A 22,362-nucleotide genomic window follows, 5' to 3' on the forward strand; every position below is an offset into this window, starting at 1 on the left:
TTACTCCTCGTCCTCGATCCAGCCCATGGTCCGCTCGACGGCCTTGAGCCAGCTCTTGTACTCACGGTCGCGGGTGTCCGCGTCCATGCGGGGGGTCCATTCGGCGGCCCGGCGCCAGTTCTGCCGCAGGTCGTCGGTGGAGGCCCAGAAGCCGACGGCGAGACCGGCGGCGTAGGCGGCGCCGAGGCAGGTGGTCTCGGCGACCATCGGGCGCACCACGGGGGCGTCCAGGAAGTCCGAGAGCGTCTGCATCAGCAGGTTGTTGGAGGTCATGCCGCCGTCGACCTTCAGCGCCGTCAGCTCGACGCCGGAGTCCTTGGTCATGGCGTCCGCGATCTCCCGCGTCTGCCAGGCGGTGGCCTCCAGGACGGCGCGCGCGAGGTGCGCCTTGGTGACGTACCGGGTCAGGCCGGCGATCACCCCGCGGGCGTCGGAGCGCCAGTACGGGGCGAACAGGCCGGAGAAGGCCGGTACGAAGTAGGCGCCGCCGTTGTCCTCGACCGAGAGCGCGAGCGTCTCGATCTCGGCGGCGGTGGAGATCAGGCCCATCTGGTCGCGCATCCACTGCACCAGGGAGCCGGTGACGGCGATCGAGCCCTCCAGGGCGTAGACCGGCTTCTGGTCGCCGATCTGGTAGCCGACCGTGGTCAGCAGCCCGCTGTAGGAGTTGATGATCTTGTCGCCGGTGTTCATCACCATGAAGGTGCCGGTGCCGTACGTCGACTTGGTCTCGCCCTCGGCGAAACAGGTCTGGCCGAACAGGGCCGCCTGCTGGTCACCGAGCGCGGAGGCGACCGGGATGCCGCCGAGCAGGTCGCCGAGGCGGCCGCCCGCGATCTCGCCGTAGACCTCGGCGGAGGAGCGGATCTCGGGCAGGAGCTGCATCGGCACGCCGATCGACTCGGCGATCCGCTCGTCCCACTCCATGGTGTGCAGGTTCATCAGCAGGGTGCGGGAGGCGTTGGTGACGTCGGTGACGTGCTTGCCGCCGTCCACCCCGCCGGTCAGGTTCCAGATGACCCAGGTGTCCATGGTGCCGAAGAGGATGTCGCCGGCCTCGGCGCGCTCGCGCAGGCCCTCGACGTTGTCGAGCAGCCAGCGGGCCTTGGGGCCGGCGAAGTAGGACGCCAGCGGCAGGCCGGTCTCGCGGCGGAAGCGGTCCTGGCCGACGTTGCGGCCCAGCTCCCGGCAGAGCGCGCCGGTGCGGGTGTCCTGCCAGACGATGGCGTTGTGGACGGGCTCACCGGTGTTCTTGTCCCACAGCACGGTGGTCTCGCGCTGGTTGGTGATGCCGATGGCCTTGATGTCGTCGCGGGTGATGCCGGCCTTCTCCACGGCGCCGGCGACGACCTCCTGGACGTTGGTCCAGATCTCGGCGGCGTCGTGCTCGACCCAGCCCGGCTTGGGGAAGATCTGCTCGTGCTCCTTCTGGTCGACCGAGACGATCCGGCCGTCCCGGTCGAAGACGATGCAGCGGGACGAGGTCGTGCCCTGGTCGATGGCGGCGATGAAGGGTCCGGCGGTGTGGGCGTCGGTCACTGTCTGCTCCTGGGGTCCGAAGTCTGTGGGGCGGCGCGTCGGGGACGCGCGGTGCGGCTCGGTGCCCGCCGCCGCGCGGCGGCGGGCACACCGGTCGTCAGGCGAAGGCGACGTTGTAGACGCCCGCGGCGATGGCCGCGCCGATCAGCGGGCCGACCACCGGGATCCACGCGTAGCTCCAGTCCGAGCCGCCCTTGTTCGGCAGCGGGAGGAGGGCGTGCACGATACGGGGACCGAGGTCACGGACCGGGTTGATCGCGTAGCCCGTGGGGCCGCCCAGCGAGAGGCCGATGGAGACGACCACGAAGCCGGTGATCAGGGCGCCGATGACACCGAGACCGTTGCCCTTGTCGTTCAGGCCCTGGGTGAGGATCGCCAGGATCAGCACGAACGTGCCGACGACCTCGGTGATGAGGTTCTGCGCCACGTTGCGGATCTCCGGGCCGGTGGAGAAGACACCGAGCACCGGGCCGGCGCCCTTCTCCTGCGCCTCGACCGCCTTGGTGCCGGTGGCCTGCGCGCCGGGGCCGCCGACGATCTCCTTGTCGGTCAGGTGCGCCTGGAACTGGCCGTAGTAGGTGACCCAGACCAGCACCGCCCCGATCATCGCGCCGAGCAGCTGGCCGGCCAGGTAGGTCGGCACGTTCGACCACGAGCCGTCCTTGATGGCGAGGGCGATCGTCAGGGCCGGGTTGAGGTGGGCGCCGGAGAGCGGGCCCGAGATGTAGGCGGCGGTCATGACCGCGAAGCCCCATCCGAAGGCGATGGCGAGCCAGCCCGCGTTGCGGGCCTTGGACGCCTTCAGGGTGACGGCGGCGCAGACACCGCCGCCGAGCAGGATGAGTATGGCGGTACCGATGGTCTCGCCGATGAAGATGTCGGAGCTGGACACCCGCGACTCCTTTGTCCTTCGTCCAGGGGAAGCCGAACCCCGGGTCCCTCCGGGGGTCTGGTGCCCTCGGGGTGAGAGCGATGCCGGCCCTTGGCGTTGTCACACTCTAACGCGATTTTCCGCAAAGTGTTCGACAATGCCGACCGATGGACGCGAGTCTCACCTCGTCGTCACACAGGCGTCAAGACTTCTGTTGCCGAAAGCACGATCGTTACTGAACGCCCCGGTCCACCGGGCCGTACGCGGGCGCGCGCAAGGGCCGGTACACCGATGGAGTACCGGCCGGAAGGCCCCTGGGGAAGAGGGCGGGACCACCGGGAACGCCGGGAGCACTCCAAAGAAGACGGGAGCACTCCAAAGAAAAGAACGGGAGCACTCCAAAGAAAAGACGGGGCGCGGGGGGCGCCGCGGCCCGTACGGCGCTCAGAACCGCCCGGCGCCCAGGTCCCGGGAGACCGCCCGGGCGCAGTCCCGCACCGCCGCGATCAGCTCGGGGCGCAGCTCCCCGTCCCGGCACACCCGCTCCACGGCGCCGGTGATGCCGACCGCGCCGACCGGCATCCGCCGCCGGTCGTGGATGGGCGCGGCGATGGACGACACGCCCTCCCAGGTCTCCTCCACGTCGGCCGCCCACCCGCGCGCGCGGGTGAGGTCGAGGAGGTGCTCGAAGTCGTCCGGGGCGCACACCGTCCGGTCCGTGAACGCCTTGCGCTCGGCCTCCACCGCCTCGCTGTGCGCCACCGGGTCGTACGCCGACAGGACCTTGCCGAGGGCCGTGGAGTGCAGCGGCTGCATCGCGCCGATCTCCAGCACCTGCCGGCTGTCGTCGGGGCGGAAGACGTGGTGCACGATCAGCACGCCCTGCTGGTGCAGCACGCCCAGGTGGACGCTCTCGCCGCTGGAGCGGGCCAGGTCGTCGGCCCACACCAGGGCGCGCGCCCGCAGTTCGTGCACGTCGAGATAGGTGGTGCCCAGGCGCAGCAGTTCCGCGCCGAGCTGGTAGCGGCCGGAGGCGTCGTCCTGTTCCACGAACCCCTCCTGCTGAAGGGTGCGCAGGATGCCGTGGGCGGTGCCCTTGGCGAGGCCCAGCGACGAGGCGATGTCCGACAGGCCGAGCCGTCGCTCGCCGCCCGCGAGCAGCCGCAGCATCGCCGCCGCCCGTTCGAGCGACTGGATGTTCCGTGCCATCGCCGTCCTGCCCTCCGTCCCCTTCGGCCGTCGGCGTCAGATCACCGCCACCGTTCGGCAATGTCGAACACTACCGGTCGCCGGCGACTCCCCGCCAATGATCGGCCGACACCGGTCACCGGTTCCGGCCGCCCGGCGACCTCCCCGGCCGCCTGGTCCGTGTGGTGGACGCCCCGGCCATCGGGTGGCGGTCCCCGCTACGCTTGCGGCGTGCGCCCTTCCCGGAGGGTCCCGGGCCCGCCCGGCATCATCGGGGAAGACGCAAAGCCGACAGCCGTCGCACCTACAGGGAGCCCCTCCATGGCCGCGTTGCCGCCGACCCCTTCAGCCGACAGCCGGACCCGCGTGTCCGCCCTCCGCGAGGCGCTCGCCACCCGCGTGGTGGTCGCCGACGGCGCCATGGGCACCATGCTCCAGGCCCAGGACCCCACCCTGGAGGACTTCCAGGACCTCGAAGGCTGCAACGAGGTCCTGAACGTCACCCGCCCCGACATCGTGCGCTCCGTCCACGAGGCGTACTTCGCCGCGGACGTCGACTGCGTGGAGACCAACACCTTCGGCGCCAACCACACCGCGGCGGCGGAGTACGAGATCGCCGACCGGGTGCACGAGCTGTCCGAGGCCGGCGCCCGGATCGCCCGCGAGGTCGCCGACGAGTACGCCGCCCGGGACGGCCGCACCCGCTGGGTGCTCGGCTCGATCGGCCCCGGCACCAAGCTGCCCACCCTCGGCCACGTCGGCTACGCCGTGATCCGCGACGGCTACCAGGCCAACGCGGAGGGCCTGCTGGCCGGCGGCGCCGACGCGCTGATCGTGGAGACCACCCAGGACCTGCTGCAGACCAAGGCCTCGGTGCTCGGCGCCCGGCGCGCCATCGAGGCCGCCGGCGTCCAGGTGCCGCTGCTGGTGTCGATGGCGTTCGAGACGACCGGCACCATGCTGCTGGGCTCGGAGATCGGCGCGGCGCTCACCGCGCTCGAGCCGCTGGGCATCGACATGATCGGCCTGAACTGCTCGACCGGCCCGGCCGAGATGAGCGAGCACCTGCGCTACCTCACCCGGCACTCGCGCATCCCGCTGCTGTGCATGCCCAACGCGGGCCTGCCGGTGCTCACCAAGGACGGCGCGCACTTCCCGCTCGACCCGGAGGGCCTGGCCGACGCGCAGGAGAACTTCGTCCGCGACTACGGCCTGTCCCTGATCGGCGGCTGCTGCGGCACGACGCCGGAGCACCTGCGCCAGGTGGTGGAGCGGGTGCGCGGCCTGGTGCCGGCCGAGCGCGACCCGCGCCCCGAGCCGGGCGCCGCCTCGCTCTACCAGACGGTGCCGTTCCGGCAGGACACCTCGTACCTGGCGATCGGCGAGCGGACCAACGCGAACGGGTCGAAGAAGTTCCGCGAGGCCATGCTGGAGGGCCGCTGGGACGACTGTGTGGAGATGGCGCGCGAGCAGATCCGGGAGGGCGCGCACCTGCTGGACCTGTGCGTGGACTACGTCGGCCGCGACGGTGTGGCCGACATGGCGGAGCTGGCCGGGCGGTTCGCGACGGCCTCCACGCTGCCGATCGTGCTGGACTCCACCGAGGTGGAGGTCATCCGGGCGGGCCTGGAGAAGCTGGGCGGCCGCGCGGTGATCAACTCGGTGAACTACGAGGACGGCGACGGACCCGACTCGCGGTTCGCGAAGGTCACCCGGCTCGCCCAGGAGCACGGCGCGGCGCTGATCGCCCTGACCATCGACGAGAAGGGCCAGGCCCGCACCGCCGAGAAGAAGGTCGAGATCGCCCAGCGGCTGATCGCGGACCTGACGGGCAACTGGGGCATCCACGAGGAGGACATCCTCGTCGACTGCCTCACCTTCACCATCTGCACCGGCCAGGAGGAGTCCCGCGGCGACGGCGTCGCCACCATCGAGGGCATCCGGGAGCTGAAGCGCCGCCACCCCGAGGTGCAGACCACCCTGGGCCTGTCGAACATCTCCTTCGGCCTGAACCCGGCCGCCCGCATCCTGCTGAACAGCGTCTTCCTGGACGAGTGCGTCAAGGCGGGCCTGGACTCGGCGATCGTGCACGCCTCGAAGATCCTGCCGATCGCCCGGTTCAGCGAGGAGGAGGTGACCACGGCCCTCGACCTGATCCACGACCGGCGCCGCGAGGGCTACGACCCGCTGCAGAAGCTCATGCAGCTGTTCGAGGGCGCCACCGCCAAGTCGCTCAAGGCGGGCAAGGCCGAGGAGCTGGCCGCGCTGCCGCTGGAGGAGCGCCTCAAGCGGCGGATCATCGACGGCGAGCGCAACGGCCTGGAGGCCGACCTGGACGAGGCCCTCCAGGCCCGGCCCGCCCTGGAGATCGTCAACGAGATCCTGCTGGACGGCATGAAGGTCGTCGGCGAGCTGTTCGGCTCCGGGCAGATGCAGCTCCCGTTCGTGCTCCAGTCCGCCGAGGTGATGAAGGCCGCGGTGGCCCACCTGGAGCCGCACATGGAGAAGTCGGACGCCGAGGGCAAGGGCACCATCGTGCTCGCCACGGTGCGCGGCGACGTGCACGACATCGGCAAGAACCTCGTCGACATCATCCTGTCCAACAACGGCTACAACGTCGTCAACCTGGGCATCAAGCAGCCCGTCTCCGCGATCCTGGAGGCCGCCGACGAGCACCGGGCCGACGTGATCGGCATGTCCGGCCTGCTGGTCAAGTCCACCGTGATCATGAAGGAGAACCTGGAGGAGCTGAACCAGCGCGGACTGGCGGCCAGCTACCCGGTCATCCTCGGCGGCGCCGCTCTGACCAGGGCCTACGTCGAACAGGACCTGTACGAGATCTACGAGGGCGAGGTCCGCTACGCCCGCGACGCCTTCGAGGGCCTGCGCCTGATGGACGCCCTCATCGGGGTCAAGCGCGGCGTGCCCGGCGCGAAGCTGCCCGAACTGCGCCAGCGCCGGGTGCGGGCGGCCGCCGCCGTCCAGGCCGAGGAGCGCCCGCAGGAGGGCCACGTCCGCTCCGACGTCGCCACCGACAACCCCGTCCCCACCCCGCCGTTCCGGGGCACCCGGGTGATCAAGGGCATCCAGCTCAAGGAGTACGCCTCCTGGCTGGACGAGGGCGCCCTGTTCAAGGGGCAGTGGGGCCTCAAGCAGGCCCGCACCGGCGAGGGTCCGACGTACGAGGAACTGGTCGAGACCGAGGGCCGCCCCCGGCTGCGCGGCCTGCTCGACCGCCTGCAGACCGAGAACCTCCTCGAAGCGGCCGTCGTGCACGGCTACTTCCCGTGCGTGTCCAAGGACGACGACCTGATCGTCCTGGACGAGCAGGGCAACGAGCGCACCCGCTTCACCTTCCCGCGCCAGCGGCGCGGCCGGCACCTGTGCCTGGCGGACTTCTTCCGCCCGGAGGAGTCCGGCGAGACGGACGTGGTCGGCTTCCAGGTCGTCACCGTCGGTTCCCGGATCGGCGAGGAGACCGCGCGCCTGTTCGCGTCCGACTCCTACCGCGACTACCTCGAACTGCACGGCCTGTCCGTCCAGCTCGCCGAGGCACTCGCCGAGTACTGGCACGCCCGGGTGCGCGCCGAACTGGGCTTCGCCGGCGAGGACCCGGACGCCATGGAGGACATGTTCGCGCTGAAGTACCGCGGGGCCCGCTTCTCCCTCGGCTACGGCGCCTGCCCCGACCTGGAGGACCGCGCGAAGATCGCCGCCCTGCTGGAGCCCGAGCGGATCGGCGTCCATCTCTCCGAGGAGTTCCAGCTCCACCCGGAGCAGTCCACCGACGCCATCGTGATCCACCACCCGGAGGCGAAGTACTTCAACGCCCGCTGAGGCGGCCCGCTGAGGCGCCCACCGGCTCTCCCCGGGCGCCCCGGACGGTGCCCGGACGGCCGGGACGGCCCACGCGAGGCGTTCGCGCCGTCCACGTCGTACACTGGTCGGTCCACTGCAGGCCGGTTCCCCGCGCGGGAACCGGCCTGCTCGTCCCTCAAGGAGGTACGCCCGGATGACCAGTACGGTCCCCGCGCCCGGCACCCGCACGGCCGAAGGCTCCGGCCTGCAAGCCGTGCTCCTCGACATGGACGGCACCCTGGTGGACACCGAGGGCTTCTGGTGGGACGTCGAGGTGGAGGTCTTCGCCGCCCTCGGCCACGCCCTCGACGAGTCCTGGAGACACGTCGTCGTCGGCGGCCCCATGACCCGCAGCGCGGGCTTCCTGATCGAGGCCACCGGCGCCGCCATCAGCCTCGCCGAGATCACCGTCCTGCTCAACCAGGGCTTCGAGGACCGCATCGACCGGGCCCTGCCGCTGATGCCGGGCGCCGCGCGGCTGCTGGCCGAGCTGTCCGCGCACGCCGTGCCCACCGCCCTGGTCTCCGCCTCCCACCGGCGCATCATCGACCGGGTCCTGGCCTCGCTCGGCCCCCAGCACTTCGCCCTGTCGGTGGCCGGCGACGAGGTGGCGCGCACCAAGCCGTACCCCGACCCCTACCTGCTGGCCGCCTCTCGGCTCGGCGCGGACCCGGCCCGGTGCGCGGTGGTCGAGGACACCGCGACCGGGGTCGCGGCGGCGGAGGCGGCCGGCTGCCGGGTGGTCGCGGTGCCCTCGGTCGCCCCCATCGCGTCCTCACCCGGCCGCACCGTGGTCACCTCGCTCGAAGAGGTCGACCTGCCGTTCCTGCGCGGCCTGATGATCCGCCCGGAGCAGCCGCCGGTCCGGCCCCTGACGCCGTAACCGCTGATTCCGGCGACGGATGGCCGAATGAATCCCCACCCTGCCGGATGGCCGAATTCCGGTACCGGCCCACCCAGTTGACACCGTGACGTTCGTCACACCACAGGGGATTGGCATGAGATGCGGAGTGTGCTTGCCGCCCCCTCGCGGAGGGGGCCCGGCCGCCTTTGTGTCCCGATTGGTGAAAGGCTGCACGAATCCTTCCAGTGGGGCGTTTTCGGACCGTCCGCACCCGGTTCCGCTGTGTGATGACGGATCGGTTCCGGTGGCCGGGAACCGCCCCGGGGGCGCGGACTAGGCTCGTCGCGAGAACATCCCCCAACCCCGTGACCGGCGGCGCCGTCCCTGCACACCGGGTCCACGGACATGACAGCCCCTGGAGAAACGCAAGCATGAACCGCAAGACTTTGGTGCTGCCGGCCGTGGCCGGGCTGCTCGCGCCAGTACTCGCAGCGTGCGGTGGTTCCGACAGCGGCAGCAAGAGCGGCGACGCCATCGTCGTCGGCACCACGGACCGGTTCACCCTCTCCAAGGACGCCCCCGCGCCCTTCGACCCGGCGTACGCCTACGACGTCGGCACCTGGAACATCCTGCGCCAGACCGTGCAGACCCTGATGACCCAGCCCAAGGGTGACGGCCAGCCCATCCCCGAGGCCGCCGACAAGTGCGAGTTCACCGACAGCGGGAACGAACGCTACGTCTGCACCCTGCGCGAGGGCCTGCAGTTCGCCAACGGCGACCCCATCACCGCGGCCGACGTGAAGTACTCCATCGACCGCGCCCGCGGCATCAAGGCCGACACCGGCGTGGCGTCCCTGCTCTCCACCGTCGACACCGTCGAGACCCAGGGCGACCGCGAGGTCATCTTCCACCTCAACACCGCCGACGCCACCTTCCCGTACAAGCTGGCCACCCCCGTCGCGGGCATCGTCAACCCCAAGGACTACGCCAAGGGCAAGCTGCGCGACGGCTTCGCCCTGGACGGCTCCGGCCCGTACACCATGAAGGCCGACGTACGGAACAACGAGCTGGTCGACGCCGTCTTCACCAAGAACCCCAAGTACCAGGGCACGTTCAAGCTCAACAACGACAAGGTGGAGATACGTCCCTTCGCGGACGCGGACGCCATGGGCAAGGCCCTGGACAAGGGCGACATCGACGTCATGACCCGTACCATGTCGCCCGCCCAGATCCGCAAGCTCTCCAACGACTCCGGCGGCAAGGTCGACCTCGTCGAGATGCCCGGTCTGGAGATCCGCTACCTGGCCTTCAACACCGAGGCCCCGAGCGTCAAGAACAAGGCCGTGCGCCAGGCGATGGCCCAGGTGGTCAACCGCAGCGACCTCGTCGCCAAGGTCTACGGCACCCAGGCCGAGGCGCTCTACTCGCTCATCCCCGCCACCATCACGGGCCACTCCAACTCCTTCTTCAACAAGTACGGCGACCCGGACATCGGCAAGGCCAGGGCACTGCTCACCAAGGCCGACATCACCACCCCGGTCAAGCTCACGCTGCACTACACGACCGACCACTACGGACCGGCCACCAAGCAGGAGTTCGAGATCCTGCAGCAGCAGCTCAACTCCAGCGGCCTGTTCGACGTGAGCATCGAGGGCACCCCCTGGCAGACCTTCCGCCCGGCCGAGAAGAAGGGCGCCTACGACGTCTACGGGATGGGCTGGTTCCCCGACTTCCCGGACGCCGACAACTACATCGCGCCCTTCCTCGACAAGGACAACACCCTCAGCTCGCCGTACGTCAACAACGAGATCCGCAACACGCTGCTCCCGCAGTCCCGTCGCGAGGCCGACCGGCTCTCCGCCGCCGGCAGCCTGACCAGCATCCAGGACATCGTCGCCCGGGACGTGCCGCTGCTGCCGCTGTGGCAGGGCAAGCAGTACGTCGCCGCCCGCGACGACGTCACAGGCGCCGCGTACGTCATCAACTCCTCCGCGACCCTGTCCCTGTGGGAGCTGGGCCGCGGCGTCAGCGGCTGACCGCCGCCCACCCGCACGACGAGGGCGCCCCTCCCGGTCATCCGGGAGGGGCGCCCTCGTCGTGCGCCCGGCCGCTACCGCTCCTGCGCGCCCGGCCGCACCAGGCCGCTCTCGTACGCGTACACCGCCGCCTGCACCCGGTCGCGCAGCCCCAGCTTGGTCAGCACATGCCCGACATGTGTCTTGACCGTCGTCTCGCTGACGAACAGGTCCGCGGCGATCTCCGCGTTCGACAGACCGCGCGCCACCAGCTTGAGCACCTCCACCTCACGCTCGGTGAGGGTGTGCAGTGTGTCCGGCACCGGCTCGTCACCGGACGGCAGATGCGTGGCGTACTTGTCCAGCAGCCGGCGCGTGATGCTCGGCGCCAGCATCGCCTCACCGGCGGCCACCACCCGGATCGCCTGCACCAGCTCGTCGGCCGGCGCGTCCTTCAGCAGGAAACCGCTGGCGCCCGCGCGCAGCGCCTCCACCACGTACTCGTCGAGATCGAAGGTGGTCAGCACCAGCACCTTCGCCGGGCCGTCGCGCTCGGGACCGGTGATCTGCCGGGTCGCCTCCACGCCGTCCATCCGGGGCATGCGGATGTCCATCAGCACCACGTCGGGCTGGAGCGCCCGCACCTGGTCCAGGGCCTGCAGGCCGTCCCCGGCCTCGCCCACGACCGCGATGTCCTGCTCCGCCTCCAGGATCATGCGGAACCCGGTGCGCAGCAGGGGCTGGTCGTCGACCAGTAGGACGCGGATGGCCACGTGAATCTCCTTCGCCGGTTCCCTAGTCCGGGCCCATTCTGCCCTGCGCGGGCAGTGCGCCCCGGTCCAGGGGCAACGGGTAGGGCGGGGGAGTGCCGCCGAACTCCGGACAGTGCGCCCGGTGGTCGCACCAGCCGCACAGCTTGGTGGGCCGCGGCCGCCAGTCACCGGTCTCGGTGGCCAGCCGGATCGCCTCCCACAGCGCCAGCAGCTTGCGCTCCACCTGCTCCAGATCGGCCGGCACCGGGTCGTACGTCAGCACGTCGCCGCTGCCCAGGTACACCAGCTGCAACCGGCGCGGGACGACCTGCTTGAGCCGCCACACCACCAGCGCGTAGAACTTCATCTGGAACAGCGCGCCCTCGGCGTACTGCGGCCGGGGCGCCTTGCCCGTCTTGTAGTCGACGATCCGCACCTCGCCGGTGGGCGCCACGTCCACCCGGTCGATGATCCCGCGCAGCCTCAGCCCCGAGGCCAGCTCCGCCTCGACGAACAGCTCCCGCTCGGCCGGCTCCAGGCGGGTCGGGTCCTCCAGCGTGAACCAGCGCTCCACCAGCCGCTCCGCCTCCGACAGCCAGCGGGTCAGCCGCTCTCCGTCCGCGTCGTCGGCGAACAGCTCCACCAGCTCCGGCCGCGACGCGCGCAGCCGGTCCCACTGGCCCGGGACCAGCGCCTTGGCACGGGGCGCGGTCCGCTGCGCGGCCGGGGCGTCGAAGAGCCGCTCCAGCACGGCGTGCACCAGCGTGCCCCGCGTGGCGGCCTCGCTCGGCTTCTCCGGCAGCCGGTCGATCACCCGGAACCGGTACAGCAGCGGGCACTGCATGAAGTCCCCGGCCCGGGAGGGCGACAGCGAGGACGGCGGCGCGGCCGGGCGAGGCCGCCCGTCCACCGCCACGGCTGCCTCCGGGGCGACGGCCCGCGCTCCGGCCGCCTCCGGCCCGGCCGCTCCCGCCCCGGCCGCCTCCGGCCCGGCCGCTCCCGCCCCGGCCGCCTCCGGCCCGGCCGCTCCCGCCCCGGCCGCCTCCGGCTCGGCCGCCTCCGGCCCGGCCGCCTCCGGCTCGGCCGCTCCCGCCCCGGCCGCCTCCGGCTCGGCCGCTCCCGCCCCGGCCGCCTCCGGCTCGGCCGCTCCCGCCCCGGCCGCCTCCGGCTCGGCCGCCTCCGGCCCGGTCGCCCCCGTCCCAGCCGCCGCCGGGACAGGAGCCCGCGCCTGCGCCGGCACCCCGGCCCGCTCCCCGTCCGGCCCGGCCGCGCCGCCGCCCGCCGCCGCCTCGCCCTCCGTAGTCGTCTCCATGCCCACGACCTTACGGCCCGCCACTGACAGTCACCCAGCGGCGTGCGCTCCGGGGCGCGACGGCGCGAAGAACTCAGGGTGCCGGGCTGAACCGCGCGCCACGGCCGCATACCATCGACCCGATACCTACCTCCTGGCCGGCAGGTTCGGAGGACGCGCTTCGAACGAGGGGACACCGTGGACGTGAGCGGCGGAAGCGGGCAGCCGCGGTCCGGCAACGACGAGCCGGCCGAGCCCCGCACGGACCCCACGGCCCCGGGCCCCGGCTCCGCGCAGGACCAGGACCGGGCCCCGGACACCGGACCGCCCGCGCCCGGGGACAGCGGCACTCCGGCGCACGGGGACAGCGGCACCACCCCGGCGCGCGACGAGAACGACACCACCCCGGCGCACGACCACAGCGTCACCCCCACCCCGACGCACCCCGCGGGCCCGTCCGGTCACGACACCCACCCCGACCGGGCCGCCGCCCACTCCCACCCCGGCCCCGGCCAGGCACCACCGCCCCCGCCGCCGCGGCCCCGCGAACTCCGCGGCGGACTGCTCATGGGACGGCCCTTCGGGGTCCCCGTGTACGTCGCGCCCAGCTGGTTCCTCGTCGCCGCCCTGATCACCTGGGTCTTCGGCGGCCAGCTCGACCGCGTCCTGCCCCAGCTCGGCGCCGCCCGCTATCTGGTCTCCCTCTTCTTCGCGGTCGCCTTCTACGGCTCCGTACTCGTCCACGAACTGGCCCACACCGTCGCCGCCCTCCGCTTCAAGCTCCCGGTGCGCCGCATCCAGCTCCAGTTCCTCGGCGGCGTCTCCGAGATCGAGAAGGAGGCCGAGACCCCCGGCCGCGAATTCGTCCTGGCCTTCGTCGGCCCCCTGCTCTCCCTGGTCCTCGGCGGCGTCTTCTACCTCGCGCTCCAGCCCGTCGAACGCGGCACGGTCCTCGGCGTCCTGCTGGCCGCCCTGATGATCTCCAACCTCATCGTCGCCGCGTTCAACCTGCTGCCCGGCCTGCCCCTGGACGGCGGCCGCATGCTCCGCGCCGTCGTCTGGAAGATCACCGGCCGGGCCATGAGCGGCACCGTCGCCGCCGCCTGGGTCGGCCGGCTGCTCGCCGTCTCCGTCCTCATCGGCCTGCCGCTGCTCAGCCAGACCGGCGCGCTGGGCGCCACCGCCGAGGACAACGTCGGCATGGGCACCGTCACCGACGCCCTGCTCGCCGCCATCGTCGCCGCGATCATCTGGACCGGCGCCGGCAACAGCCTGCGCATGGCCCGGCTGCGCGAACACCTCCCCGAGCTGCGCGCCCGCGCCCTCACCCGCCGCGCGGTCCCGGTCGAGACCGCCACCTCCCTGGCCGAGGCCCTGCGCCGCGCCAACGACGCCGGCGCCCGCGCCCTGGTCGTCGTCGACGCGCACGGCGAGCCGCTCTCCCTGGTCCGCGAGTCCGCCATCGCCGGCGTGCCCGAACACCGCCGCCCCTGGGTCAGCGCCAGCTCACTGGCCCAGGACCTCACCGAGGGCATGCGCGTCTGCGCCGAACTGGCCGGCGAGGACCTCCTCGACGTCCTGCGCACCACCCCGGCCACCGAATACCTCGTCGTGGAGGAGACCGGCGAGATCTACGGAGTGCTGTCCGCCGCCGACGTCGAGCGGGCCTTCGTGAAGGCCATGGCCCGCCCCTCCTGACCGCCGCCCGCACGGATCGGTGGTCGGCGGCCCGCCCGGGGGCCGGTAGGCTGGTCACATGTCCGAACCGACCGGTGCCGCCCGCCGTCGCGGGCCCTTCAAGGTCGGGGACCAGGTACAGCTGACCGACCCCAAGGGCCGCCACTACACGTTCACGCTCGAAGCCGGGAAGAACTTCCACACCCACAAGGGTTCCTTCCCGCACGACGAACTGATCGGCGCACCCGAGGGCAGCGTTGTCCGCACCACCGGCAACGTCGCCTACCTCGCGCTGCGTCCCCTGCTCCCCGACTACGTCCTGTCCATGCCCCGCGGGGCGGCCGTCGTCTACCCCAAGGACGCGGGGCAGATCCTGGCCTTCGCCGACATCTTCCCCGGCGCCCGCGTCGTGGAGGCCGGCGTCGGCTCCGGCTCGCTCAGCAGCTTCCTGCTGCGCGCCATCGGCGACCAGGGCATGCTGCACAGCTACGAGCGCCGCGCCGACTTCGCGGAGATCGCCCAGGCCAACGTCGAGCGCTACTTCGGCGGCCCGCACCCCGCCTGGCAGCTGACCGTCGGCGACCTCCAGGACAACCTGTCCGACACCGACGTCGACCGCGTCATCCTCGACATGCTCGCCCCCTGGGAATGCCTGGAGGCCGTCTCCAAGGCACTCGTCCCCGGCGGCATCCTGTGCTGCTACGTCGCCACCACCACCCAGCTCGCCCGGACCGTCGAGTCCATCCGCGAGATCGGCTGCTTCAACGAGCCGACCGCCTGGGAGACGATGATCCGCAACTGGCACATCGAGGGCCTCGCCGTCCGCCCCGACCACCGCATGATCGGGCACACCGGCTTCCTGCTCACCGCCCGCCGCCTCGCGGACGGCGTCGAGCCGCCCATGCGCCGCCGCCGCCCCGCCAAGGGCGCCTACGGCGAGGACTACGAGGGCCCCAACGCCGACGGCGGCACCGGCCGCTGACCGGCCCCGCCGCACCCGGACAACGCACAGGTGCCGTGGTGGAGTTCCCCGGCGACACGGGGAACTCCACCACGGCGCTCACGCGTTGACCGGGCACCGGGCAACCAGGAACAGGCCCCGCCCCGGCCCCGGCCGGGCACCGCGCCAAGGCGCGAGCGGAGACGGAACCCGGCCGAGTGCCCACCCCGCCGTTCCCCCGCACTGTGACGTGTGGCACGATGCTGGCCATCCCCACCGGCACAGCCCTCACGGGAGACACTCCTAGTGCAGCACCCCGCCGTCCCGGACCTGGCCCACACGCACACCCGCCCCATCCACTGGGTCGCCACGGCGGCCGCCGTCGCCGGCGTCGTCGCCCTCGCCTCGGCCCTCCAGCCGGGCTCGGCCACCGCCGCCCAGCCCGCCGGCACCCACGCACGGAGCGCCCCCGCGGCCGCCGTCCCGCCGGGCACGGCGGGAGCGGTCTTCCCCATCCGGTGCGCCCCGCTCAAGGCGGTCGTGGCCCGGCAGGCCACCGGGGACCTCGACCACGACGGCCGCCCGGAGACCGTGGCCGTCGTGCACTGCGACGCCGGCATGGGCACCCCGCCCGACGGCGTCTACGTCCTCACCCGGGCCCAGGGCGACAAGGCCCCCCGCGTGGTGGCCACCCTCGTCGACCCCAAGGACCGGTACACGGTCACCGACTTCGCCGTCCGCGGCGGCGACGTCAGCGCCACCCTGCTCGGCTACTCCTCGCCCGACGTACCCAATTGCTGCCCCGACCTCAAGGACAGCGCGAAGTGGCAGTGGAAGAACGGCGCGTTCGTCCGTTCCACGCCCGCCCAGGCCCGCAGTATCTGAGCGCGCCCGCCGCCGGAGGCCGGACCCGGGCGGACGCCCGCCAGGGGTGTGAGAAATCAGACAAGGGTGACAGCGGGCACCCGGAGGGTCACTCCGCGTCCGGCCCGTACACCTCGACCTTGTCCTGAACCCGCCGCACATGGATGCACTCGCCCGGACACTCCTTGGCCGAGTCCACCACGTCCGCGAGGAGCGGCAGCGGCACGGGCGTTGTCGCCCCCTGGTCCTGCAGCAGCTCGTCGCCTGCGCCCTTCACATAGGCCAGGCCGTCGATGTCCAGCTCGAACACCTCCGGCGCGTACTGCGCGCAGATGCCGTCACCGGTGCACAGATCCTGGTCGATCCAGACCTCCAGCGCCTCGCCGCCGTCCGCGGTCTGCTGCTGCACGCTCATGCTCTCCTGCCGTGTCACGTCGAACCGCGCGGGAATCCGGCCAGCTCTGACGGGTGTTGAACATCTCGACCCTACCTCTGACGGCTTTCCAATCATGTTCGGTGGGTATTCCCCTGGCGTGAGGGAGAGCGCAAGGGTGAAGATCGGACACACCTCGACCGTCTTTTGATCTAGGGGTTTCAATCGACACCCACCCAGGTAGGGTCTGGAAGCGTCCAGCTCCCCTTGGAGGAGGTGAGGACCGTGGCAGCCCACGACGACGACATGAACCGCGGCATCCGCCCGGGACGAGGGTCCGACGACCCGGCCGGGCAGATCGCCTACCTTGAGCAGGAGATCGCCGTCCTGCGACGCAAGCTCGCCGACTCTCCGCGGCACACGAGGATTCTCGAGGAGCGGATCGTCGAGCTGCAGACCAATCTGGCCGGCGTGTCCGCCCAGAACGAACGGCTCGCGAACACCCTCCGCGAGGCCCGCGACCAGATCGTGGCCCTCAAGGAGGAGGTCGACCGGCTCGCCCAGCCGCCCGCCGGCTTCGGCGTCTTCCTGCAGGCCAACGAGGACGGCACCGCCGACATCTTCACCGGCGGCCGCAAACTGCGGGTGAACGTCAGCCCCGGCGTCGAGCTGGACCAGCTCAGGCGCGGCCAGGAAGTGATGCTCAACGAAGCGCTCAACGTGGTCGACGCCATGGAGTTCGAGCGCGTCGGCGACATCGTCACCCTCAAGGAGATCCTGGAGGACGGCGAGCGCGCCCTGGTGATCGGGCACACCGACGAGGAACGCGTGGTCCGGCTCGCCGAGCCGCTCCTCGACGTCACCATCCGCGCCGGCGACGCCCTCCTGCTCGAACCCAGGTCCGGCTACGTCTACGAGGTCGTGCCCAAGAGCGAGGTCGAGGAACTCGTCCTCGAAGAGGTGCCCGACATCGGATACGAGCAGATCGGCGGCCTCGGCAACCAGATCGAGATGATCCGGGACGCCGTCGAGCTGCCGTACCTCTACCCGGACCTGTTCAAGGAGCACGAACTGCGCCCGCCCAAGGGTGTCCTGCTCTACGGACCGCCCGGATGCGGCAAGACGCTCATCGCCAAGGCCGTCGCCAACTCGCTGGCCAAGAAGGTCGCCGAGGTCACCGGCCAGGCCGCCGGCAAGAGCTTCTTCCTCAACATCAAGGGCCCCGAGCTGCTCAACAAGTACGTCGGCGAGACCGAGCGGCAGATCCGCCTGGTCTTCCAGCGGGCCCGCGAGAAGGCCAGCGAGGGCACCCCCGTCATCGTCTTCTTCGACGAGATGGAGTCCCTCTTCCGCACCCGCGGCTCCGGCGTCAGCTCGGACGTGGAGAACACCATCGTCCCGCAGCTGCTCGCCGAGATCGACGGCGTCGAGGGCCTGCAGAACGTGGTCGTGATCGGCGCCTCCAACCGCGAGGACATGATCGACCCGGCCATCCTGCGGCCCGGCCGGCTCGACGTGAAGATCAAGATCGAGCGTCCGGACGCCGAGGCGGCCAAGGACATCTTCGCGAAGTACCTCACCCAGCGCCTCCCGCTGCACGGCGACGACCTCACCGAGCACGGCGGCGACAAGCAGGCCACGGTCGGGGCCATGATCCAGACCGCGGTCGAGCAGATGTACGCGGAATCCGAGGAGAACCGCTTCCTGGAGGTCACGTACGCCAATGGCGACAAGGAAGTCCTCTACTTCAAGGACTTCAATTCCGGCGCCATGATCGAGAACATCGTGGGCCGCGCCAAGAAAATGGCCATCAAGGACTTCCTGGAGAAGAACCAGAAGGGCCTGCGCGTCTCCCACCTGCTCCAGGCGTGCGTGGACGAGTTCAAGGAGAACGAGGACCTGCCGAACACCACCAACCCGGACGACTGGGCCCGGATCTCCGGAAAGAAGGGCGAGCGGATCGTCTACATCCGCACCCTCATCACCGGAAAGCAGGGCGCGGACACCGGACGCTCCATCGACACGGTGGCGAATACCGGTCAGTACCTGTAAAAGCAGGGCGGCTGCGGGTGCCCTCATTGGGTACCCGCAGCCGACTGCTTTCCAGGGGCCACCGATGGAGCAGGCAATGACGCAAATGATCTCCCCACCAGCGCAAAGGCGTTCTAGGCTCTGTCGTACCGCCGGGTCGCGCAGTGCGGGGACGGGCACCGCACCGGCAGACGAGCACCAGCGGTACTTGAGCGCCGCCCTCGACCGAGGGCGCCGCCGGGCAAGGAGGGCCGCATGACCGTACGGCGAGTAATGGGCATCGAGACGGAATACGGGATCTCCGTCCCCGGCCATCCCAACGCCAATGCCATGCTCACCTCGTCCCAGATCGTCAACGCCTACGCGGCGGCGATGCACCGGGCCCGCCGGGCCCGCTGGGACTTCGAGGAGGAGAACCCGCTGCGGGACGCCCGCGGCTTCGACCTCGCCCGCGAGGCCGCCGACTCCACCCAGCTCACCGACGAGGACATCGGCCTGGCCAATGTGATCCTCACCAACGGAGCGCGCCTCTACGTCGACCACGCCCACCCCGAGTACAGCGCCCCCGAGGTCACCAACCCGCGCGACGCCGTGCTGTGGGACAAGGCCGGCGAACGGATCATGGCCGAGGCCGCCGAACGGGCCGCCCAGCTGCCCGGCGCCCAGCCGATCCATCTCTACAAGAACAACACCGACAACAAGGGCGCCTCCTACGGCACGCACGAGAACTACCTGATGAAGCGGGAGACCGCCTTCTCCGACATCGTGCGCCACCTGACCCCCTTCTTCGTCTCCCGCCAGGTCGTCACCGGCGCCGGCCGCGTCGGCATCGGCCAGGACGGCCACGAGCACGGCTTCCAGCTCAGCCAGCGCGCGGACTACTTCGAGGTCGAGGTGGGCCTGGAGACCACGCTCAAGCGGCCCATCATCAACACCCGCGACGAGCCGCACGCCGACGCGGAGAAGTACCGCCGGCTGCATGTCATCATCGGCGACGCCAACCTCTCCGAGATCTCCACCTACCTCAAGCTGGGCACCACCGCCCTGGTCCTGTCCATGATCGAGGACGGCTTCATCGCCGTCGACCTCGCCGTCGACCAGCCGGTACGCACCCTGCACCAGGTCTCGCACGACCCGTCGCTCAAGCGCCTCATCACGCTGCGCAGCGGGCGCACGCTCACCGCGGTGCAGCTCCAGATGGAGTACTTCGAGCTGTCGCGCAAGTACGTCGAGGAGCGCTTCGGGGCCGACGCCGATGACCAGACCAAGGACGTCCTGGCCCGCTGGGAGGACACCCTCAACCGCCTGGAGAACGACCCGATGAGCCTGGCCGGCGAGCTGGACTGGGTCGCCAAGCGGGAGCTGATGGAGGGCTACCGGCGCCGGGACGGCCTGGACTGGGACGCCGCGCGCCTGCACCTGGTGGACCTCCAGTACGCCGACGTACGCCCCGACAAGGGCCTGTACAACCGGCTGGCGGCCCGCGGGCGCATGAAGCGGCTGCTGGACGAGTCCGAGGTCGACCGGGCCCGCAGGAAGCCGCCGGAGGACACCCGCGCCTACTTCCGGGGCCGCTGCCTGGAGCAGTACGCCGACGACGTCGCGGCCGCCTCCTGGGACTCGGTCATCTTCGACCTGCCGGGACGGGACTCGCTCCAGCGGGTCCCAACCCTGGAACCGCTTCGCGGAACGCGTAATCACGTCAAGGAGCTGCTGGACCGCTGCCGGACCGCGGAGGACCTGGTCAGGGTCCTGTCCGGCGGCTGAGCGGGTACTCGGCCCGAGCAGGCCGGACGGGGTGGAAACCGCTCCGTCCGGGAATCATCGAGTTGGCCCCGCGTTGAGGAAACCACGGGGCCGATGTCGGACCCGGCTTGTAGGGTCTGATCATCACCGATCGGCCGTGGAGCCGACCATGTCGCGCGAACTGAGCGGGGTGAGGGTTATGGCAACGAAGGACACCGGCGGCGGGCAGCAGAAGGCCACGCGCTCGACCGAGGAGGTCGAGGAGCAGGCACAGGACGCACAGGCCACCGACGACCTCAAGGAACGCCACGAGAAGCTGAGCGACGACGTGGACGACGTCCTCGACGAAATCGATGATGTGCTCGAGTCCAACGCGGAGGATTTCGTGAGGTCATTCGTTCAGAAGGGCGGTCAGTAGCACCTGGCGCGCGTCCCGGCGCCGGCCCGGTGAGCGGACCGGCGCCGGGACGGATGACCGGCGTCGGTACGGGTAGGGTCCGTGCACAGATTTGATGATCGGCTCGGCCGTCCCCGGCGGGGCCGCAGTCTTTATGTGGAAGGAATCGCGTGGAAGCCAACACTCGTAGCACCGGGCGTCTACCAGCTGCCTTCCTGACGCCTGGGTCCTCGTCCTTCATGGACTTCCTCGCCGAGCACCAGCCCGAGATGCTGCCCGGGAAGCGGCGGCTGCCGCCCACCCAGGGGGTGATCGAGGCGCCGCACGGCACGACGATCGTGTCCGTGACCTTCCCGGGGGGCGTCGTGCTGGCCGGTGACCGGCGGGCGACGATGGGCAATGTCATCGCGCAGCGGGACATCGAGAAGGTCTTCCCGGCCGACGAGTACTCGGCCGTCGGCATCGCCGGCACCGCCGGTCTGGCCGTGGAGATGGTGAAGCTGTTCCAGCTGGAGCTGGAGCACTTCGAGAAGGTCGAGGGGACGCAGCTGTCGCTGGAGGGCAAGGCGAACCGGCTGTCGACCATGATCCGTTCCAACCTGGGCATGGCCATGCAGGGCCTGGCCGTGGTCCCGCTCTTCGCGGGATACGACCTGGACCGCGAGAAGGGCCGCATCTTCTCCTACGACGTCACCGGCGGCCGCAGCGAGGAGCACGGCTACGCGGCCACCGGCTCCGGCTCGGTCTTCGCCCGCGGCGCCATGAAGAAGCTCTTCCGCGACGACCTGTCGGAGGCCGAGGCCACCACGCTGGTGGTGCAGGCGCTGTACGACGCGGCAGACGACGACTCGGCGACCGGTGGTCCCGATGTCGCCCGCCGGATCTATCCGATCGTCACCGTGATCACCGAGGACGGCTTCCGCCGGCTCACCGAGGACGAGGCGTCCGAGATCGCCCGTTCGGTGCTCCAGCGGCGGCTGGAGCAGCCCGACGGCCCGCGGGCCGCGCTGCTGTAGCCGGCGGCCGGGTTCTTGTCCAGGGTGGTCCAGTGACTTCTACAGAAAGGGACGGATAACCGGTGTCGACGCCGTTCTATGTCTCACCCCAGCAGGCCATGGCCGACCGGGCCGAGTACGCCCGCAAGGGCATCGCGCGCGGCCGCAGCCTGGTCGTGCTGCAGTATGCCGACGGAATCGTGTTCGTCGGTGAGAATCCGTCCCGCGCGCTGCACAAGTTCAGCGAGATCTACGACCGGATCGGGTTCGCCGCCGCCGGCAAGTACAACGAGTACGAGAACCTGCGGATCGGCGGTGTCCGCTACGCCGACCTGCGCGGTTACACCTACGACCGGGACGATGTGACCGCCCGCGGCCTGGCGAACGTCTACGCCCAGACGCTGGGCACGATCTTCTCCAGCGCGGCGGAGAAGCCGTACGAGGTGGAGCTGGTGGTCGCCGAGGTGGGGGAGACCCCGGAGGGCGACCAGATCTACCGGCTGCCGCACGACGGGTCGATCGTGGACGAGCACGGCTCGGTGGCGGTCGGCGGCAACGCCGAGCAGATCAGCGGCTACCTGGACCAGCGCCACCGGGACGGCATGACGCTGGCCGAGGCGCTGAAGCTGGCGGTGCAGGCCCTGTCCCGGGACACCAACGGCAGCGAGCGGGAGATCCCCGCCGAGCGCCTGGAGGTGGCGGTGCTGGACCGTACGCGTCCGCAGAAGCGCAAGTTCAAGCGGATCGTGGGCGGCCAGCTGGCCCGGCTGCTGGAGGGCGGCAGCGCCGACACCTCCAAGGACGACGCGGACGACTCCCCGGGCGCCGACGAGCAGTAGTCCTCCCCGTACGCCCCCTACCGTTTCCCGGTGCCCCGGCCGACGCCGGCGGATTCTTGGGGTCCTCGCAACACCTGATGGCTTATGTGGCCGTCAGTAGATCACGCAGGCGCTCGGCTGGTGTTTTCCAGCCGAGCGTTTT

Annotated in this window: 17 protein-coding genes; 11 read left to right on the forward strand and 6 right to left on the reverse strand. The window is 71.0% G+C overall.

What is annotated here, in order from left to right:
- The 3 genes from glpK to ABZ858_RS34235 form a co-directional block, all read right to left on the reverse strand.
- Entirely contained in the window at positions 1-1,539 is a 1,539-nt protein-coding gene (glpK, locus tag ABZ858_RS34225) for a glycerol kinase GlpK (RefSeq protein WP_361387814.1), read from the reverse strand.
- A 97-nt stretch (positions 1,540-1,636) separates the two neighbouring features.
- Positions 1,637-2,431 (reverse strand): MIP/aquaporin family protein, encoded by a 795-nt coding sequence (locus ABZ858_RS34230; protein WP_361387817.1) that lies wholly within the window; start codon positions 2,429-2,431, stop codon positions 1,637-1,639.
- A gap of 423 nt (positions 2,432-2,854) precedes the next feature.
- Complete coding sequence (locus ABZ858_RS34235; protein ID WP_361387820.1) at positions 2,855-3,619, reverse strand: IclR family transcriptional regulator; 765 nt, start codon at positions 3,617-3,619, stop codon at positions 2,855-2,857.
- 300 nt (positions 3,620-3,919) lie between these two features.
- Between ABZ858_RS34235 and metH the strand changes: the two genes are divergently transcribed.
- The 3 genes from metH (at position 3,920) to ABZ858_RS34250 (ending at position 10,336) form a co-directional block, all read left to right on the forward strand.
- Positions 3,920-7,435, forward strand: coding sequence for a methionine synthase (gene metH / locus ABZ858_RS34240; RefSeq protein ID WP_361387823.1), 3,516 nt, complete (start codon positions 3,920-3,922; stop codon positions 7,433-7,435).
- A 175-nt stretch (positions 7,436-7,610) separates the two neighbouring features.
- Entirely contained in the window at positions 7,611-8,339 is a 729-nt protein-coding gene (locus ABZ858_RS34245) for an HAD family phosphatase (protein WP_361387826.1), read from the forward strand.
- A gap of 392 nt (positions 8,340-8,731) precedes the next feature.
- Positions 8,732-10,336, forward strand: a complete 1,605-nt coding sequence (locus ABZ858_RS34250; protein ID WP_361387829.1) for an ABC transporter substrate-binding protein — start codon at positions 8,732-8,734, stop codon at positions 10,334-10,336.
- A 74-nt stretch (positions 10,337-10,410) separates the two neighbouring features.
- On the opposite strand, the gene ABZ858_RS34255 is transcribed toward ABZ858_RS34250, so the two are convergent.
- Both ABZ858_RS34255 and ABZ858_RS34260 read right to left on the reverse strand, forming a co-directional pair.
- Positions 10,411-11,088: a response regulator transcription factor gene (locus tag ABZ858_RS34255; RefSeq protein WP_361387832.1), complete on the reverse strand. Its 678-nt coding sequence runs from the start codon at positions 11,086-11,088 to the stop codon at positions 10,411-10,413.
- A gap of 22 nt (positions 11,089-11,110) precedes the next feature.
- A complete protein-coding gene (locus ABZ858_RS34260; RefSeq protein ID WP_361387835.1) occupies positions 11,111-12,379 on the reverse strand; it encodes a RecB family exonuclease in 1,269 nt (422 codons plus the stop codon).
- 177 nt (positions 12,380-12,556) lie between these two features.
- Between ABZ858_RS34260 and ABZ858_RS34265 the strand changes: the two genes are divergently transcribed.
- The 3 genes from ABZ858_RS34265 to ABZ858_RS34275 all read left to right on the forward strand — a co-directional run bounded on the left by ABZ858_RS34265 (position 12,557) and on the right by ABZ858_RS34275 (position 15,860).
- Positions 12,557-14,056 carry a site-2 protease family protein gene (locus tag ABZ858_RS34265; RefSeq protein ID WP_361387838.1) on the forward strand — a complete coding sequence of 500 codons (1,500 nt, stop codon included), beginning with the start codon at positions 12,557-12,559 and terminating at the stop codon, positions 14,054-14,056.
- A 58-nt stretch (positions 14,057-14,114) separates the two neighbouring features.
- Complete coding sequence (locus ABZ858_RS34270) at positions 14,115-15,017, forward strand: tRNA (adenine-N1)-methyltransferase (protein WP_030179604.1); 903 nt, start codon at positions 14,115-14,117, stop codon at positions 15,015-15,017.
- A 264-nt stretch (positions 15,018-15,281) separates the two neighbouring features.
- On the forward strand, positions 15,282-15,860 hold the full coding sequence (locus ABZ858_RS34275) for a hypothetical protein (protein WP_361387841.1): 579 nt from the start codon (positions 15,282-15,284) through the stop codon (positions 15,858-15,860).
- Positions 15,861-15,948: 88 nt separating this feature from the next.
- On the opposite strand, the gene ABZ858_RS34280 is transcribed toward ABZ858_RS34275, so the two are convergent.
- On the reverse strand, positions 15,949-16,254 hold the full coding sequence (locus tag ABZ858_RS34280) for a ferredoxin (protein ID WP_361387844.1): 306 nt from the start codon (positions 16,252-16,254) through the stop codon (positions 15,949-15,951).
- A 243-nt stretch (positions 16,255-16,497) separates the two neighbouring features.
- Here ABZ858_RS34280 and arc point away from each other — a divergent pair, with 243 nt between their 5' ends.
- The 5 genes from arc (at position 16,498) to prcA (ending at position 22,220) form a co-directional block, all read left to right on the forward strand.
- Entirely contained in the window at positions 16,498-18,264 is a 1,767-nt protein-coding gene (gene arc / locus ABZ858_RS34285) for a proteasome ATPase (RefSeq protein WP_361387847.1), read from the forward strand.
- Between the two features lie 234 nt (positions 18,265-18,498).
- Complete coding sequence (gene dop / locus ABZ858_RS34290) at positions 18,499-20,010, forward strand: depupylase/deamidase Dop (RefSeq protein ID WP_361387850.1); 1,512 nt, start codon at positions 18,499-18,501, stop codon at positions 20,008-20,010.
- Positions 20,011-20,188: 178 nt separating this feature from the next.
- Positions 20,189-20,407 (forward strand): ubiquitin-like protein Pup, encoded by a 219-nt coding sequence (locus ABZ858_RS34295; RefSeq protein WP_361387864.1) that lies wholly within the window; start codon positions 20,189-20,191, stop codon positions 20,405-20,407.
- 149 nt (positions 20,408-20,556) lie between these two features.
- Positions 20,557-21,402 carry a proteasome subunit beta gene (gene prcB, locus ABZ858_RS34300; RefSeq protein WP_361387853.1) on the forward strand — a complete coding sequence of 282 codons (846 nt, stop codon included), beginning with the start codon at positions 20,557-20,559 and terminating at the stop codon, positions 21,400-21,402.
- A 62-nt stretch (positions 21,403-21,464) separates the two neighbouring features.
- On the forward strand, positions 21,465-22,220 hold the full coding sequence (prcA, locus tag ABZ858_RS34305; RefSeq protein ID WP_361387856.1) for a proteasome subunit alpha: 756 nt from the start codon (positions 21,465-21,467) through the stop codon (positions 22,218-22,220).
- Positions 22,221-22,362: the final 142 nt, after the last annotated feature.

The organism is Streptomyces sp. NPDC047017 (assembly GCF_040644175.1).
In the GTDB taxonomy this organism is placed as follows: domain Bacteria; phylum Actinomycetota; class Actinomycetes; order Streptomycetales; family Streptomycetaceae; genus Streptomyces.

Coding starts and splice junctions, on each gene's coding strand:
- dop (WP_361387850.1), top strand. CDS start 18,499: ATGACCGTACGGCGAGTAATGGGCATCGAGACGGAATACGGGATCTCC.
- ABZ858_RS34260 (WP_361387835.1), bottom strand. CDS start 12,379: ATGGAGACGACTACGGAGGGCGAGGCGGCGGCGGGCGGCGGCGCGGCC.
- ABZ858_RS34250 (WP_361387829.1), top strand. CDS start 8,732: ATGAACCGCAAGACTTTGGTGCTGCCGGCCGTGGCCGGGCTGCTCGCG.
- ABZ858_RS34235 (WP_361387820.1), bottom strand. CDS start 3,619: ATGGCACGGAACATCCAGTCGCTCGAACGGGCGGCGGCGATGCTGCGG.
- ABZ858_RS34280 (WP_361387844.1), bottom strand. CDS start 16,254: ATGAGCGTGCAGCAGCAGACCGCGGACGGCGGCGAGGCGCTGGAGGTC.
- metH (WP_361387823.1), top strand. CDS start 3,920: ATGGCCGCGTTGCCGCCGACCCCTTCAGCCGACAGCCGGACCCGCGTG.
- ABZ858_RS34270 (WP_030179604.1), top strand. CDS start 14,115: ATGTCCGAACCGACCGGTGCCGCCCGCCGTCGCGGGCCCTTCAAGGTC.
- ABZ858_RS34295 (WP_361387864.1), top strand. CDS start 20,189: ATGGCAACGAAGGACACCGGCGGCGGGCAGCAGAAGGCCACGCGCTCG.
- ABZ858_RS34245 (WP_361387826.1), top strand. CDS start 7,611: ATGACCAGTACGGTCCCCGCGCCCGGCACCCGCACGGCCGAAGGCTCC.